Source organism: Paraburkholderia fungorum, assembly GCF_003610895.1.
GTDB classification, from domain to species: domain Bacteria; phylum Pseudomonadota; class Gammaproteobacteria; order Burkholderiales; family Burkholderiaceae; genus Paraburkholderia; species Paraburkholderia fungorum_B.
The window spans coordinates 384,399-401,190 of record NZ_MCAS01000001.1; the positions used below are offsets into that span (position 1 = coordinate 384,399).

At 59.6% G+C, this 16,792-nt stretch carries 12 protein-coding genes; 5 read left to right on the forward strand and 7 right to left on the reverse strand.

Translation table 11 applies throughout. The features are described 5' to 3' along the window. Positions 1-167: 167 nt before the first annotated feature. From BCY88_RS01590 to BCY88_RS01605, 4 genes are all read left to right on the forward strand, one after another. Entirely contained in the window at positions 168-902 is a 735-nt protein-coding gene (locus BCY88_RS01590; protein ID WP_120342515.1) for a FadR/GntR family transcriptional regulator, read from the forward strand. A gap of 418 nt (positions 903-1,320) precedes the next feature. Continuing rightward, on the forward strand, positions 1,321-2,409 hold the full coding sequence (locus BCY88_RS01595) for a sugar ABC transporter substrate-binding protein (protein WP_120342516.1): 1,089 nt from the start codon (positions 1,321-1,323) through the stop codon (positions 2,407-2,409). Between the two features lie 32 nt (positions 2,410-2,441). After that, complete coding sequence (locus tag BCY88_RS01600; RefSeq protein ID WP_404935667.1) at positions 2,442-3,407, forward strand: ABC transporter permease; 966 nt, start codon at positions 2,442-2,444, stop codon at positions 3,405-3,407. Further along, a complete protein-coding gene (locus BCY88_RS01605) occupies positions 3,407-4,183 on the forward strand; it encodes an ATP-binding cassette domain-containing protein (protein ID WP_183081240.1) in 777 nt (258 codons plus the stop codon). Before BCY88_RS01600 ends, BCY88_RS01605 begins: the two co-directional genes overlap by 1 nt. A 46-nt stretch (positions 4,184-4,229) precedes the next feature. Here the strand turns inward: BCY88_RS01605 and BCY88_RS01610 are convergent, their stop codons facing one another. Continuing rightward, positions 4,230-5,672: a hypothetical protein gene (locus tag BCY88_RS01610; RefSeq protein WP_120342518.1), complete on the reverse strand. Its 1,443-nt coding sequence runs from the start codon at positions 5,670-5,672 to the stop codon at positions 4,230-4,232. Positions 5,673-6,201: 529 nt separating this feature from the next. Here BCY88_RS01610 and BCY88_RS01615 point away from each other — a divergent pair. After that, complete coding sequence (locus BCY88_RS01615; RefSeq protein ID WP_120342519.1) at positions 6,202-7,512, forward strand: tetratricopeptide repeat protein; 1,311 nt, start codon at positions 6,202-6,204, stop codon at positions 7,510-7,512. 253 nt (positions 7,513-7,765) lie between these two features. On the opposite strand, the gene BCY88_RS01625 is transcribed toward BCY88_RS01615, so the two are convergent. The 6 genes from BCY88_RS01625 to BCY88_RS01650 all read right to left on the reverse strand — a co-directional run bounded on the left by BCY88_RS01625 (position 7,766) and on the right by BCY88_RS01650 (position 16,767). Continuing rightward, positions 7,766-9,400: a D-alanyl-D-alanine carboxypeptidase/D-alanyl-D-alanine-endopeptidase gene (locus tag BCY88_RS01625; protein ID WP_120342520.1), complete on the reverse strand. Its 1,635-nt coding sequence runs from the start codon at positions 9,398-9,400 to the stop codon at positions 7,766-7,768. 48 nt (positions 9,401-9,448) lie between these two features. Next, entirely contained in the window at positions 9,449-10,690 is a 1,242-nt protein-coding gene (locus BCY88_RS01630) for a serine hydrolase domain-containing protein (protein WP_120342767.1), read from the reverse strand. A gap of 361 nt (positions 10,691-11,051) precedes the next feature. After that, positions 11,052-11,690, reverse strand: a complete 639-nt coding sequence (locus BCY88_RS01635; protein WP_120342768.1) for an HAD family hydrolase — start codon at positions 11,688-11,690, stop codon at positions 11,052-11,054. Positions 11,691-11,833: 143 nt separating this feature from the next. Beyond that, positions 11,834-12,466, reverse strand: coding sequence for a LysE family translocator (locus BCY88_RS01640; RefSeq protein ID WP_120342521.1), 633 nt, complete (start codon positions 12,464-12,466; stop codon positions 11,834-11,836). A gap of 57 nt (positions 12,467-12,523) precedes the next feature. Then, entirely contained in the window at positions 12,524-15,028 is a 2,505-nt protein-coding gene (locus BCY88_RS01645) for a DNA-binding protein (protein ID WP_120342522.1), read from the reverse strand. A 182-nt stretch (positions 15,029-15,210) separates the two neighbouring features. Then, positions 15,211-16,767: a DUF2235 domain-containing protein gene (locus BCY88_RS01650; RefSeq protein WP_120342523.1), complete on the reverse strand. Its 1,557-nt coding sequence runs from the start codon at positions 16,765-16,767 to the stop codon at positions 15,211-15,213. Between the last annotated feature and the right edge of the window lie 25 nt (positions 16,768-16,792).

Below are 16,792 nucleotides of genomic sequence, written 5' to 3' on the forward strand. Positions count from 1 at the left end.
TCGGCACTGACACCAGGGCGCACGTCGAATATCGCGTGCTATGCTTGACTCAGTAACCTGTCTGCAAGAAAACAACCCGCATCCGTGTCGAGAACAAGGCAAGCGCCATCCAGAACGCTGCACGGATCGGTACAAGACTGCGCCGGACACGACCGCGATCGCCGACCATGGACTACCGTCATCTGCAACAGCGCAAGAGCTTGCACGGTCGCATTGTGCAGGAGCTCGGCATGGATATCGTCGGCGGGAAAGTACAGCCGGGTCAACGCCTGCCCGCCGAGACGGTCCTGTGCGAGCGCTATGGCGTGAGCCGCCCCGTGCTGCGCGAAGCCACCCGTGTGCTGGTGGCAAAAGGGCTGGTGGTGTCGAAACCGCGTGTGGGCAGTGTGGTGAAACCTCGCGCGGATTGGCACATGCTCGATCCGGATGTCCTCTTCTGGACGATCAACAGTGTTCCCGAGGGCGAGTTCTTCGGTTCGCTGCTGACCGTGCGCCGCGTGATCGAACCCGCGGCCGCGGCACTCGCAGCCACGGCCGCGACAAGCGAGGATCTTGCGCGCATTGCATTGGCTTACGAACAGATGGAACGCGCGCAAACCGCCAGCGCGCTGCTGAATCCGGATCTCGAGTTTCACCGCGCCATCATGGCCGCCACGCATAACGACCTGCTGGCCTATATCGGCAACATGCTCTCGCTTGCCTTGTCGGAATCGATCAAGCTGACGAGCCGCCATCCCGACACGCACGCGCTGTCATTGCCGCGTCACAAGGCGATTCTCACCGCAATCCAGAGCCGTGACCCGCTAGGCGCGCGACAGGCAAGCCTTGTGCAGCTCGACAATGCGCGCGCGGACGCCGAAAGCGTTCTGGAAACCGGCGGCCAGTTTCAGACGCAACCCTGATCCGAACGCCAGGGGCCGAGCGTAACGGACGCCCCCGTCACTCCCCTTTCGTGTAGTAAGTTGATAGTCATACTATTCAACCGGCTCATCATGCAGACCGATTTGACCAGTTATGACCCGCGCATAACGAGGCCGGTCTGTTCCATCATCGTGTTGCGCCGCACCGCCGGACACGCAGACGAAAGGCCGCGCTGCACCGCAAAAATTTAATTAGTCCGACTAGTTAAGGGTATACATCGATTAGTAGGTAAAACAGCGTGATATAGCATTTTCTGGTGGGTAGTCATGCGTACGCGCGTGCACGTGGGTTTCATGAAAGGAATGATGCCCGGCTCCGGTGCTTTTCTTGCCGGGGCTTTTCCTGCTTGCGCCGTCGTGAACAGTGAAGTGTTCAATAATTGAGAGACGGGAGATTGAAATGGCGCAAGCGAAGGAAGACAAGGACGAAGTGCAAGGCACGCGTCGGGGATTGTTGCAGGGCGCGGGCCTCTCCGCGGCACTCGCGCTCATGGGCGGCATGGGTGGCATGATCACGCCGGCCATGGCGGCCGAAGGCGGTTCGTTCCCGGCCCACAAGCGGTGGAAAATCGTATTCGTCAACCACGTCACGACGAATCCGTTCTTCGTTCCCACGCAATACGGCATTCAGGATGCCACTGCCATGCTGGGAATGGACTACCAGTGGACCGGCTCGGCCAATGCCGACATCGGCGAAATGGTCAACGCGGTCAACGCTGCGATCGCCGCGAAGGCCGACGCAATCGCCGTACCGATCGTCGATCCGAAAGCGTTCGACAAACCCATCCAGGCCGCGCTCGACGCCGGCATTCCCGTATTCGCTTATAACGCCGATGCGCCTTCAGGTTCGACGAATCCGCGCCTGGCCTATATCGGTCAGGATCTCTATCTTTCTGGCTATCAGATGGGCGAGCGAATTTCGAACCTCATCGACAGCGGCCTCGTCGCGCTCTTCATCGCCACGCCGGGCCAGCTCAACATTCAACCACGGCTTGACGGCGCCGCAGCGGCGATCAAGAAATCGGGCAAGAAGATCGACGTGCAGACCATCGCAACCGGCGCGACCGTCAACGAAGAACTATCGAAGATCAAGTCCTTCTTTCTCGGTCACCAGGATCTCAAAGGCATGTTCGCGGTGGACGCGGGCAGCACCCAGGGTGTCGCCGAGGTGATGAAAGAATCCAACCTGCCCTCCAAAGGCGTGCACGGTGGTGGCTTCGATCTATTGCCGCGCACGGTCGATCTGATTCACGAGGGCTTTCTTGACTTCACGATCGATCAGCAGCCGTACGTGCAGGGCTTTTATACGGTCGTGGAGGCGTTTACCTTCCTCGCCTCCGGTGGGCTGGTTGGACCGGCCAATGTCAACACGGGACTGAAATTCGTCACCAAGGGCACCGTCGATCCGTATCTGAGCACGTCGACGCGTTATGAAGGCAAGAGCACGAAAGCCCAGATCGTGCCACACACGGGTGCAATCAAAGGGTGACCTCTCCCGTGACGGACGTTCAAAAAACCACGATACGTCCGAGGCGCTGGTCAGGCGCACTCGGACGGTCAAGCGAAATTCGCATCTTTGCGGTTGCGCTGATCCTCAGCATCTACTTCGAGAGCGTCAACCATGACTTCCTGCTGACCAGCGCAAGTCTTCAGAATCTCTCCCAGTTCATCGCGCCGGTCGCAATCATTGCCTTTGGCGAAATCATGCTGATGATCGGTGGGGAGATCGATCTTTCCGCCGGAATGGTCTTTGCATTTGCGCCGTTCATCATGTATTTCGCCATCGAGGCGGGTGTGCCCGCATGGCTCGCGATAATTATCGGCGTGATTGCAGCGGGCATCGTCGGTTTGATTAACGGCGCGGTGACGGTGTACCTGCGCATCCCCTCCTTCGTGACGACGCTCGGCACCCTGTTCTTCGTGAACGGCCTCACGCTGACGATCTCGCGGGGTACGCCGGTTTCACCGCCGGAAGATTCCGCGTTAGCGGCGTTTATGGGCGGATGGGGATACAGCGAGATCATCTGGACACTGGCCATCGCCGCCTTCATGCATGTGCTGCTTCGTCATACACGCTGGGGTTTGCATACGATCGCATCAGGAGCGAATCAGCTCGGCGCGAGCGAAGCCGGGATACAGGTTAGACGCCTGAAGCTCGGTAACTTCGTTCTTGCCGCGCTACTTGCCGGATTGACCGGAATTCTGGAAGGTTTTCGTATCACGTCGATCGATCCGCAAGCGGGCGGCAACCAGATCATGTTTCTTGCGGTGGCCGCCGCAGTGATTGGCGGCACGCCGCTCGCCGGTGGATCGGGCACGATCATCGGCGGGTTGATCGGCGCGGCGGTACTGGGCATTCTCAACGACGGCTTCACGCTGATCGGCATCAACGCCTTCACCTTCAACATGATTCTCGGCGCGGCAATTCTCGGGGCCATGATCTTCAACATCCACGTGGTTCGTCTCGCGCGCAAGGGAGAGTTGTGATGGCCGAGGTGCATGGGGTGCCGGAGGCGCTGCGCGGCGAAGATATCGTCAAGCGTTTTGGCGCTGTCACCGCGCTCGATGGCGTGTCGCTAACGCTCAGACAAGGCGAGATTCTTGGCGTGCTTGGCGACAACGGCGCTGGCAAATCGACGTTGATCAAGATTCTGACGGGGTTTCATCAGCAGACCAGCGGCAAGCTGTTCGTGGGTGGTGAGGAGACCTTGCTTCGTTCCGTCGATCACGCCCGTTCGCTAGGCATTGAATGCGTCTACCAGGATCTGGCGCTGGCCAATTCGCTGAGCATCTATCACAACATGTTCCTGAACCGGGAGATCATTCGGCGGGGGCCGTTTCGTTTGTTGAACAATCGCGCGATGCGTGAGCGCGCCGCTGAGTGTCTTGAGGAAATCGGTGTGCATGTGCCTTCGGTCGATCTGCCGGTCGAGCAGCTTTCCGGTGGACAGCGGCAGGCTATCGCGGTCGCTCGTGCGGTCAATTCGAATGCGAAGATCCTGCTGCTCGATGAACCGCTCGCCGCGATGGGTGCCCGCGAGGCTGGACTGATTATCGATCTGATTCTTCGGCTCAAGAACAAAGGCGGCTTGTCGATTGTCATGATCATGCACAACTATGCGCAGACACTCGATATCGCGGATCGGGTGATGCTGATGCAGCGTGGACGGGTGACTTATCAGCGGGAAGCGGCCAGTACGTCGGTCGAGGAGCTGATGGATATCGTGCGGCGAGAGTATCGGGCAATGCGGGCGGCGGGCTAACGGCGAACCGTCGCACCCGCCTTAACCAGTACAACGAATCTGACTGCTAGTTGCAGGTGTTAACGGTGGGGCCGTGTGCGCCGCACCGGATAACGTCCCATACCGCTTTGCTCGTAAAGTAGCCCCCGTGCGCCGACACCGGGTTTTCGACGATAAGAAAGCGAGTCGCGTTTCGCACATAGACGTTCACGAATTGCAACGGGTCGCGTTCATACTCCGGGGGAATCGACCATGACAGCAGGTCATTCGTATCACTGAACGCCACAACGTCGAGTTTGCGACTCGTATCCGGGTTCTCTTTCAACGTAGTATGCGGCGCGGACTCGGCCTTCGCTAAAGCAAGAAGGCAGATGACGTCCGTGCACGGCCCCTGATCCGCAGCCGCAGCCGCGGCCGGCTGCATCCCCACACCGACCACCGCCGGCTTGCGAGTCGCAGTCTTCGACGTATCCTGCGCCGTGATATTGGCCATTCCGAGGAATGTGAGCTGGTTGGCCATCATGTAGATGACGGGTGTATTCCCCAAAATGCCATGCACGTAATCCTTGGCGCCGGGGAATTCCAGCGTGAGCGCCGATTGATCCACACCCGGCGCGTTCTTTCCCAGCAGACCTAGCAGCGTGTCATAAAGCAGCCTGCTGCCGAGGCTATGCGTCACGAAGACATACAGCGTTCCCGGATCTACGTGCGCCGTCCTCCAATCGCATACGGGATTGGGGGCCGCCGGATTGAGCGGCGCGACCTCTTGCCCTGTTAATGCATGACACAGCGCATCCGCCATGCCCAGTTGCATGACGGTGTGGTACTGGCCCATGTAGATGGCAGCGTCCGCCAGTTTCCGATCCAGAATGTTTTCCTTTATGACGCGATTCAGTAGCACTCGTGAGGGCGGCTGCGCCGGGTCGCCACCATCGATGTTCAAGCACGAAAAAATCCCAGGCTCGGTGAAATCTTCCCGGAGCCGGTCATTCTTGACCCACTGCGTCAGCGGCGACCACGTCACCTCGATGGCTTCGAGGGGTATGTTTGCAGGCGTATACGTGAAGTGCTGCGTTCTGAGCGCAACGAAGGATTGGTCGTCGTATGGATGTGGCGTCCCCTTCGGAGGCGTCAGAAATTCGTTGCTGTATATCCAGGGCTGCGTGACAGGCTCACCTGTTCCCGGGTCGAGACCAATCTTGCGCGCCATGCCATTACCGAGCCAGCCTTCGTTCTTACTGTCGCCGCTGAGTGCGTATCCTGGGCAGAAGTCACCCACTCCGTGGACGAAGATCAGTTTGATGTTCGTTACGTCTTTCCCGACATACATACTTAGTGGCTTTACGGTGCCCGTTGGATTGCCGAATGGATCGCCAGGCAGATATACGGCGGGGGTTGAGCACGCCGAAAGCAGTACGAACGGTAACGCGATTGCACATGCGACGGCCGGGTTTTTCAAACGGATTTTGAGGCCGGTGATTCGACAAAACAGCTGGATAATCTTGTTCATTATGTCCTCACTGTTTTCAACAGATGCTGCAACGAGGTCGGCTACGTCGCGGCGTAACGCGCTGGAACGACTCGATAGCGAACGATCTGGCAGGTGGCAAACCCGGCGCATGCGGCAAGCAAAACAAAAGTGCCCAACACCGGATAGCGTTTATTCGCCACGACCTGTCTCATTCCGCCCCCCAGTGCCACCATCCACAGTCAATGTAGCGAGACCGGCCATCACGATGTGGACCGCGATGGATTACCGAAACGGTATTTTTCGAGAATCACGGCACGTTTACCGCCGTGGTGCTCCTCGGCGATTAAGGAGATCAAGTTCTTAAGCGCTCCCTGTTCGACGTCCTGTTATCGTCATTCTGTACGTACTGCCTATGGATATAGGCGACTTGAAGAGTCTGTTCAAGCACTATCTGTTATCCGGGGCTCGCGTGCGTATTTGACACGCGCTAGACCTTCGCCTACTTTAAAGAAGCTGCCGTAAGAGCAATAACTTTCCATCGAAGAACGAAAGCTCTCCGGAGACCAGAATGCCAGTCCCTACCCAGGATCCGTTCTCCAGCGACGGCAGGACCGTGTTTCGTCGTCGCCCGGCGAAAAAACGGCGGTCACGCTCCATTCCACAAATCGCAAAACGGAAAGTCCTGCCGTGGATAACGCTCGTCCTCGGCCTTCTCCTGGGTATAGGGGTCGTAGTTTCAATCTACGAGGGCGTTTACCAGCCGGATGGATTCACCATCACTACGATAGATGTGCCGAAAACGCTTCTGGAACGTGGCCTTTCTTCGACCGCTGTTTCTGAACGATTAAGCGACAACCTGCAGAAAATCGTTGCCGATGCTTCACAACAACTTCAGGGTCCACCCAGAGAACCACCCGACATTACGATTCCCACCACGGGCATGTCGACCCAGAAGTTCGTAGCATGGATAAATTCTTACCTTCCCGACAGCTGGCACCATTCAATCAATGGAGAAATCATTTCCAACGACTTAACCGACAAGTCGTTCACCGTTGCCTTCAGAATGAATGGAAGGGCGTTGCGGACACAGACCATCTATGCAAACGATATAAACCGCGGGCTCGATCATGCGATGCGGCAAATTTCCATGGACATCATGGAGAAGATCGACCTGTATCTGGCTACGACGGCTTTCATCGTAGATGGGCGCTATGACGAAGCCGAGGATCGCGTGGACGAGATCCTGTCTACGTATCCGCCGGATAGCCACAAAATCCAGGCCGCCTGGAATCTGAAAGGCTATCTTGCTGAGAAGCACTGGGACACCGTTGCGGCCAAAAAATACTACCGCATTGCAAATACCTCGACCTCAATGGACAACCTCGCCGGTATCGAATTCAATGAATGCATGAACGGTTCGGCAACCTGCGATCTGGAAGAGATAAAAAGCATTTATCAAAAGGCCGTGGATCTCAAACCAGAATCAGCCTACGCGCACTATGCGTTGGGCAACTACCTCTATGAGACGGGCTTTGTAGTATGCGATAGCGAGAAAAGAAAGAACGTGTATCTTCAGTCCGAGCGCGAACTTTCCAACGCAATTCACCTGGATGGAACAGATGCAAATGCCTATGCCGGAATGGGGCTAATAAACTATTTCAAATATGATTCTTCTGGGCGCTCCGTGTCGCTGGGCTACCTTGCGGCAGCAGTTCGACGAAACGCAACAGACGATAACCGGAAGAGCCAACTGTCACTCCTCAGAATCATCGAACAGGATCCGCGAGCGAAATTATTCGCGGCTCGAAACGGCGAGGACAACATGCTAAGAAATGTCGCGGCGCGCGACAGCACGTGCGCAAATGGTGAATCCAGATAGAAGGAGGACGATAGCGTCACAAGGCGGTTGATTGGGAAGACGTGTTCCCCAGAAATCGGTGGACTGCGCGTGCGCCACCGAGCCGACGAGCACCAGCGTCACGACGAATCCGCGAATCTTTGCTATTGCTGACTTCGTCAGATATCCGAATAATTTGTTTCCGCAGACGATCGCCGCAGCCAAACCGTACGAGCGGTGGCAGTTGACTGCTTGCATACTCCGCATCGTCTATTCGAAATGCTGCGCGGCAAAGCTACTGCAGCTTCCAGAGTATCGCCGCGATCGTGCCTTCGTCCTGGAAAGCGCTCAGCACGTCCGGAATGCCCGTGATCGGGACATTGTTCACGGTCAGAAAGAACACGATCCGCCGGCCGCTCTGCGCGTCGATGTAACCGGCGAGCGCCTGCCCTTTCAGAATCGGCGTTTTGGGCGCGGACGGGTACACGCCGACGTAGGTGCCCGTTTTCGCATGCACCTGGCCTTTCGCACCCGCCAGCGTCGCGTCGGCTTCGAAGTTCGTGATCGTCGTGAGCGATCCATCGACGCCCAGCGCGGGCATCGAATCGAAATACGTCGCAAAATCCGGCTCCGAGCGCATGCCGCGTAGCATCGCAATGACGGCCACGCCATTTGCGGTCGTGTCGCCACCGCCGCTTCCGTCGATGAAGTGATACTGGCTCGGCGAAATGTTGAACGTCGACGACAACTCGCTCTGTTCCGTTGCGAGCGAGGCGGCCATCGTCGTCGAGCCATTCTTCGCGAGCCCGAACAGCATCAGGGTCACGTCGGCGCCGATGTTATAGCTGACTTTATTCACATACCGGACATCCTGTGCGAATGGCGCGGACGTGAGTTGCGCCACCTGCTGCGCGCTCGAATACGAACCTTGCGCGGGCAGCAACTGCACCGGGTTGACCTCGACAGGCGCCGCGGTCACCGTCACGCCGGCGCGGGCCAGCGCCTCGATGAACACCGTGCGCGCATAGTTGGACGGCTCGGTCACGCGGAACGTGCGGATCAACGGATACGCATCGGTCAGAGCGGGCACCAGGCCCGCCGGTACGTTGCCGCTCACATTGCCCACACAATTCGGCGACCCGATGCACGGCGGAAGCTCCGGCGTGAGCTCGATGTCCAGCGCCGATGTCGCACCACCCGTCGTCAGGGTCGATTGCACGGCGAACGCCGTGGACTTCGGACGCCAGTCGAATGGAACGGCCGAGCCTTCCGCGCTCTGATTGAGCGTGACGTCGATCAGATCGTCGTTGACGAAGATCGGCCGCACATCGAACTCCTCGCGGAAATCGAACGGTTCAAAAAGACGGTCGTCGATCACGACATCGCCGTTGACCGTCTTGATGCCCGCAGCGGCGACCTGTGCCGCAAGCGAGTCGTACCCGGCAAGCGGGTCGGGGGTGGACAGCACCGCATTACCCAACGAATTGGCTTCGTTGTGATCGAAAGTGGTGAGTGCGATCGTGCCGTCAGGATTGGCCCGGCCGCCCATCGTCAGATCGCCGCTCGCAACCAGGATCAGATTGCCGTTGAGCGTGCCGCTCGCATCGACCGTGCCCTGCCGGTAAACCGGCGTGACGAACTGGTGCTGTGCGCCGAGTGCATTGAGCGCGTTACCGGTCGAAAAGACCTTGCGCACCGAGGCTATGAACATCTGTGCGCTGGAGTTGAGATCGTAGATCACGCGCCCGGAATCGAAGTCGACCACCTGCATCGACCAGCTCGCATTGCTATACGCAGGCTTTTGCATCACCTGCATGATCGAAGCAGGGACCGCCGTACTCGAATTGACCGAGCCGTCGCACGACACCAGCAGAACTGCAGTCGCAATCACGGCCCAGCGTTTGCACTGCAGGTTGATTGTCGCGTTCATCGCAGGTCTCCAGGTTCGATCTATCTTGTGCGATTCGAACAGATCAGATCAAGGTCTACCCTCGTCCGGCACCTCTGCAGCCTTGCTGAGCTCGCCAATCAGAATTTGCGCGATCGAATTGGCGGGCGCGCGTCCATCGGGCGATTCGGCGCTCGTGGTCCATGTGACGATGGTCGTTTGCGTCGCCGGGTCGTATCCCATGAAGGTGTTGAAGCCGGGAATCTCGCCGGTGTGGCCATAGAACGTGCCGAACCTGGCGAGACCGAGGCAGTAACTCGCAGAGTTCGGATTCGACGGCACGATCGGCGTGCAACTGGCCAGCCGCATCGCCTGCATATCGGCGTTCAGATAGCCGCCTCCGACCATCCGCTGGACGTAGGCGGCCAGCTCTTCCACGGTCGATATACCGGAGCCGGCCGTCCAGGCCCACGACGTGTTCACGCCGGTCACATCGGTTGGCTGCAGCGTGCCGTTCTTCGCGGCCGCCTGGCGTTCGGGGGACAGCACCGAGCTTGTGGCCGTCTCTGCATTCGTGCCCCACTGATAGCCATGCGGCGCCGGCGCCGGCAGCGACGTATCGTTCTGCGGCGGCATAAAGGTCTCAGTTAGACCGAGCGGCGCGAAGAGACGCGCTTCCATTGCGTCGGCGGCGCTCATTCCCGTGATTTGCTCGATGATGAGCCCGAGCAGCACGGTATTTGTGTTCGAGTAGCCAAAAGCCGTGCCGGGCGCAAAATCCTCTGGCTGGCTAAACGAGATGCCGAGCAATTCGTCAGTGGTCCACACTTTGTTCGGTTGCGCATCGAGCGTCTGATTGAAGGTGAGATCTCTCGAGTAATTGTAGAGTCCGCTTTGCATCGACAGGAGTTGCCCGATCGTGATCACGCCGCCGTTGGGCACATTCGCGACGAACTTGCTGACAGGGTCACTCAGGCTCAGCTTCCCCTCCTGCACCAGTTGCAGAATCACGGTACCTGTCCAGGTTTTGGTCACACTGCCGACGCGAAAGTGCGCGTCTGTCGGAATCGGCGTGTTGGTGCCTCGCACGGCGGTGCCGAACGATTCGAGCCAGTTGCCGCTCGGCGATTGCACGTACACGACGGCGCCGGCCGTCAACGTGTCCGCGAGCAGTTGGTTGATCTGCGGACGGGCTGCCGTGACATAAGCCGGTTCGGCGGACAACGAGCTGCCGCCACACCCGGAAAGCGTGAGTCCGATGGTCAGTGCGAGGACATGTACGCAGACTGCGAACGCAGACTCCGTGTGTAAGCACAAGCGGGAGATAGTCATTGATTTTCCCGTTTCGATCGTGCCGCAATGCCTACCTGAAAGCGGATCGACAGGTGACTGGCATCTGCCCGGCAGGCGCGTCGATTCACCAACGAGCGTCAACCGTCCGATAAAGCCGCGCGGCGCTGCCATGCCGGAATGGCAGGGCAGCGGCTTTACTCGCTTTCAGTTTCTCGCTAAACAACTATAGGATGTAGCACGCGTGTATGAATGCAGTTGATGCAAACATTGCGATTCGGGAAGGGAAATCTGACCGAAAAAGGCGATGCGAGTCGCGTCGGTCTGTCGAAGGGCCATTCGTCACGTACCGCCTCATGCAAAGAGCAATACGACGGAGGCACTAACGCGCCTTCATTTCCCGCTATTCGTCGATGGAATGCATTTCGCCCTGGCCGCGCAGCCAGGCATGATCAGCAAGCGCGAGCATTTCTCTGTCGCCTCGGCTATCGCCATACACATAGAGCACACGCGGCCGCTCGTTACTGAACCATTGTTGCAATCTCCGCACTTTCTCGGGTCCCCAACAGTTCGGCGAGGCGAAGCGGCCGGAAAAGCGGTCGTCACGAAACTCAAGCTCGGTTGCGAGCACTGCGTCGAATCCCACTCCCTTGGCCCAGGCTCTTAGATAAAGCGCAGGAGACGCGCTCACCAGCACGAGTTGGTGACCACGTCGCTTATGCGCCTGGATTCTCTCGACCATCTCAGGTCGGATAAGGGCCGGCAATCTATGCTCCACGTATTGCCGCGCGGCGTCCTCGAGTTTTGGCCGAGGCATGGCACCGATCGTCGCGGCAAGAAAACGCGCTTTCGCGACGCCACGGTCGGACATGCCGATCAGCATGCCAGCCATCCATGGTGCCGAGCAAATCGCACCATAAACCAGGCGTGGACTGCCAACCGTATAGTGAACGAAATCACGCAGGCTGTCCGATACGGTGATGGTGCCGTCGAAGTCGAACGCGGCAACAACCCGCCCCCCGCTGGATGGAGATCTCTCCAGATTGGCAGTATTGCGTTGGTCGCTTGATTGGCGCTCAGCGCGCAGTTGCACGATCGAAGCGCTTTCAGTCACGAAACGTCATCCCCAAAGAAGTTATTCCTGAATCACGTCGATCCGTTCAGCACGCTTCCGAGAAGAAGCCGCTAAACAGTGTGACGTCGATACAAAGCCAGAGACGCCGCGAGTCCAAGCAACACAGCGCCGCAAGACCGTTCGAGCCATAGCGCTCCCGCCTCCTTCAGCAAGCGGATTAGCCGCGAGCCGAGCAGCGAATAGCCGAACATGATCGCGCAATCCAGCGTCGCGAACGTTATGGCGAGTGCCACATACTGCGGCGCAAGCGGTGCGGAGGGTGCTATGAACTGGGGCAGAAATGCGGTGAAGAACAGGTATCCCTTCGGGTTCGTGACCGCAGTCAGGAAGCTCTTGAGGAAAATCGCGGAGTTGCTGTCGCGGCTCACTTCTCCCTGCACGCTGGCGATGTTCAACGAACCCTTCGACATCAGGAGCCGGACGCCAATGTAAGCGAGGTAGACCACACCCACCCATTTGACCACGGCAAACCAGAACGCCGACGCTGCCAGCAGTGCACCAAGACCAAGCGCCACCGCGAAAATCAACACGAAGTCGGATGCGACCGCTCCAGCGAACCCATACGCGGCGCGGCGAAGACCATAGCGGGAGCCATTGGTCAGCGCGAGCAGAACCGTCGGTCCGGGCGTGACGATACCGACAAAAGCCACAGCGGCAAAAATTAGCAACGTACTTTCACGCATGACCGTCTTCTCCGTTGTAAATGAGCGGGATACGTCAACTACCCAGGCATCTGCAAATCAACGCTCGACTTTCGACATCACCGCCGTCGCCGGATCATACCGATAGCCCTTCTGCGAAAGCCGCTCGGCCATCGTCGCGCCGATAAGTTTCTGCTGCGCATCCCGCGATATCAATTCGCTATCCGGCTTGAAGCGCTCGAGTTCAGCCGAGAGCTTGCGAATGAGCGCCACTTCCCCTGTGCTGCGCGAGTCGATGAACAGGAGTTTCTCGTTCGCCGAGCCGAGCCGGTCCTTGAGATCTTTCGCGTGCTCCACCCACTGTTCAGCAATTGCGCGAAGTTCGTTAAAAGCCTTCTCATGCGCTTTGGCCTGCGCCGCGATCTGGCGTTGCAACTCGGCGATCTCTTCCGTCGAAGCAGATTCGGCTGCCTGATTGGCAAGCTGATGACTGCGCCGCGCTTCTTCCGCGCGAGCCTTCTCGACTTCTGCGAGACGCTGCGCCAACATCGACGCGTGCTGCTCGGCGGCCTCTGCCCGCTCCTTTACAGCAGACGCATTCTGCGAAACCTGGGCCACTTCAGCGACAGCCGCCGCTTTCGCCGCCGTCATTGCGCCGAGCTGTTCCTTCGCCTCCTCGAGTTGACGGGCAAGGCCTTGCAGTTCGTCGCGCTGAGCCGATGCCTCGTCGCCCCGTTCGGCGCTTGCCTGACGCTCCGCTGCGAGCGCGCTGCGCGCCTCACTCAGTTCAGCCTCGATCGCGGCAACCCGCGCCAAACTTTCATTCGCCTGCGTCGCAGCCGCTTCTGCGCGCGATGATGCCGCGCCGGCCTCCTGCGACCATCGTTCCGCTTCGGCCAGCTTCGCCTGCTCGACCTCTGCGAGGCGTTGCTGCAAGGTCGCCGCATGCTGCTCCGCGGCCTCTGCCTGCGCCTTTGCCGCAGAGGCGTCTTGTGCAACCCGGGACAGTTCCGCGCTCGCTGCAGAGGCCTCCTGCGAGACACGCGCCAGTTCAGTATGGGTGGCAGCAGCATCCTGCGAAACCCGCGCCAGTTCGGCATGGGTGGCCGACGAATCCTGCGAAACCCGCGCTATCTCAGCATCCGCCGCCGCTTTCGCGTCAGTCATCGCGCTAACCTGCTCCCGCGCCGCCTCAAGCTCCCGACTCACACGCTGCAGTTCGCCAAGTTGAGCCGACGCTTCCTCGCTCCGTGTCGCGCTCGTCTGACGCTCTGTTGCCAGCGCGGTGCGCGCCTCATCCAGTTCAGCCTGCAACGCGGCGGCCCGCGCGAGGCCTTCGCTCACCTGCGTGGCAGCCGCTTCTGCCCGCGACGCCGCCGCGCTCGACTCCTGGGCCCACCGATCCGCTTCCGCCGACTTCGCCTGCTCGACTTCTGTGAGGCGTTGCTGCAAGGTCGCCGCATGCTGCTCCGCGGTCTCTGCCTGCGCCTTTGCCGCAGAGATGTCTTGTGCAACCCGGGCCAGTTCCGCGCTCGCTGCAAATGCCTCCTGCGAGACACGCGCCAGTTCAGCATGCGTGGCAGACGCATCCTGCGAAACCCATGCGAGCTCAGCATCCGCCGCCGCTTTCGCCTCAGTCATCGCGCCAACCTGCTCCCGCGCCGCCTCGAGCTCCCGATTCACGCGCTGCAATTCGTCGAACTGAATCGCGGCTTCCTCACGACGCGCCGCGCTGGTCTGGCGCTCCGCTTCAAGCGCATTGCGCGCCTCATCCCGTTCAGCTTCCAGGCCGGCGACCCGCGCGAGACTCTCGTTCGCCTGCGCCGCAGCCGCTTCCGCGCGCTGTGACGCCGTGCTCGCCTCCTGCAACGCTTTGTCCGCCTCCGCCGACTTCGCCTGGCAGTCGAAGCCCAGCAAGCCGATCTCTTGCCGAGCCTCGTCGAGCTCCTGCTTCATCCGCGCGATTTCGTCGTTCTGGTTCGACACGGCAGCGGCCAGCTCTCCACGCGCCTTGCGCTCCTCGTCAAGTTCCGCCCTGAGGTGCTCCAGCGCGGCCTGTTCCGCCGACACACGCTGCGCGAGGTCCTCGGCCCGAGCCTCGCCGGCTTCGGCTCGGCCCGTCGCGGCGGCAAGTTCCGCGCTGAGCCGCGCGGACGTACCCTCAGCGACGCTCAGTGCATTCGTCAGCGCAATGTGCCGCTCACGCTCGGTCGCCATTTCTTCGGCCGACTTCTGGTACTCGGTTAGAACCTCATCCCGTTCCGCACGAACCGCGTCCAGTTGCTGGTTCACGGCACTCAGGTGCTGACTGATCGCTCTGTCGGCTTCGCCCTGGGCGGCCATCCAGAGCCGGTCCGCAGCGCTCATCATGGTTTCGGCAATGTGCTCCGGCAATCCGGCCTGCACCTGCATGGGCGGCATAACGGGCGCAACGGGGTGTCGCGCTTCACGCCAGCGTTGTAAGGCCGCCGCGATGGCAACAATCGACCCGCCGGGAATCTCCGGCCAAACGGTCACTGCGGAAACTTTCCGGCCTTCCTCGACCATGCGATCCGCGATTTCCGCGACCCGTTCATCCGTGGTTGTGTCTGCGTCCGTGAACATAAGCGCCTCAAAGCTCAATATGGCTTGCCAGAAAATAGAGTACCCAATACGTTACTCTATTCGAGCGTATTCCCAATGAAAGGACTGCGGATTGACTCATACCGCGTGGGCAAGCAGGGCCGCGGGTTCGGTGATGGCAGTCACAAAAACCGATCATCTGCGCCTGACAAATCCCTGACGCCTCATGATGGCTGACCTGACCCATACCCTCCCGGCGCCGTTGCCGGCGCGGTCAGGTCTTCGTCCGAAGGCGGGTATGCCGCCTCCTTGCCGGCGGGTATGCCGGTCGATTCGGCAATCTCAACCCGCAAACTGCCTTGATTATTCCAGTACGCCCAGCTGGCGTCGTTGGCAAAGCAATACAGGTACCCCGAATAGGGCGCCTTGAACTCCACTTCCTTGCCGATTCTGAAGTAGAAGGGTTGAGGCGGCTCGCCGGCCTCGTCCGGTTCCCCGGGATATGAAATCGCACCGCAGAGTTCGAACCAGTTCGCCCCCTTGACCCGCTTGGACCATGCAAACAGACGTTGCAGCCAGTTACCCGGCGTTCCCTCCGCGCCCGATGCGCTATCCCCATCCAGCCACGTTTGACCTTCAGGCACCTTGAAGCGGTAACGCACCCCTGCCCTCATGAAAATACCTGTCCAGTTCCACAACGGGCTGGCGAAAACCCGCACCTGGACCTGCACTGCGGGGTTGATGTTGGGTCGATAGGGGGCCTGAAAGATGGGCGGACTCGCCTGCCGTGCCAATGCCAGCTCCGAGATCGATTCGGAACATATGCGTGAACCCTTCGCCAGATAGGGAAAGGACCGCGGACGAAAGCCGATCTTCCTGTAAAAGCCCGTGAGCGAGTTGTGCAGTACGCCATGTACCGCGGCAGGCGACAACGGGTCCGCATGGGCTAACTGCTTCAGCATGTCTGACTGGAACACGGCACCACATTTCGCGGCCTCGGAAATCATCCATTTGAGCGTGGCGTCGGAAAGGCCGGTCTCCTTGTAGCCGCCTCCAACGTCGGCATGCACGCCGGGGAACCACACTTGCGTCACGCGCACCGGATCGCAGCCATCCGCGTCGGTCCACAAGGTTGGAAAGAAGTTGTTGCGCTGCTCATCGATGGCAAGGGCTTGTACCGCGCGTTCGACCTCTGGCGAAAGCCGCGTGTCATGAAATTCGAAACGCTGTCTGCCGAGACCGAACAATTCCGCAATTGCGGGGACGCCGAGCGCGCCCACCGTCTCCCACACACCCAGGAAGCGTATGGGTGGCGGTTTGCCATGCGCGAGGCGGAATCGCTCCTGCCGGCTGAGGTTTTCCGGTACTTTTGGGTCGAGCCGGTACAGGTTCCACGCCTCCTTGACGAGCGCCCAGGTTGCCGCGTGAGGAAGTCCACAGTGATGCAGCATGCCCACCAGGCTTCGAGCCGTGAACGCGCCACGAGAGAAGCCAATCACGAAGATTTCAGACCTTTCTTCGTAGTGGTCGGACAGCCACTTGTACGCGGTTCGAATATCCCGGGAGAGACCAAGTCCTAGCACGCCATCTATGACGCGGCGTACCCGCCCCTCGTTAGCGCCGATGCCGACGTGATAGTACCGGAGCTGCTCGACACCCTCTTCCCCGTGGTCGCTCAACGCGTTGAAAAAGCGAACAACGTTGGTTGGAACGGGTACCCCCTGAAACTCATCGCTATCCGAGTTCCATGTGCCGTCACAACAAACGAAAAGTCTTTTCATGTTTGTGGTCCTTCTCGTCCTGCGA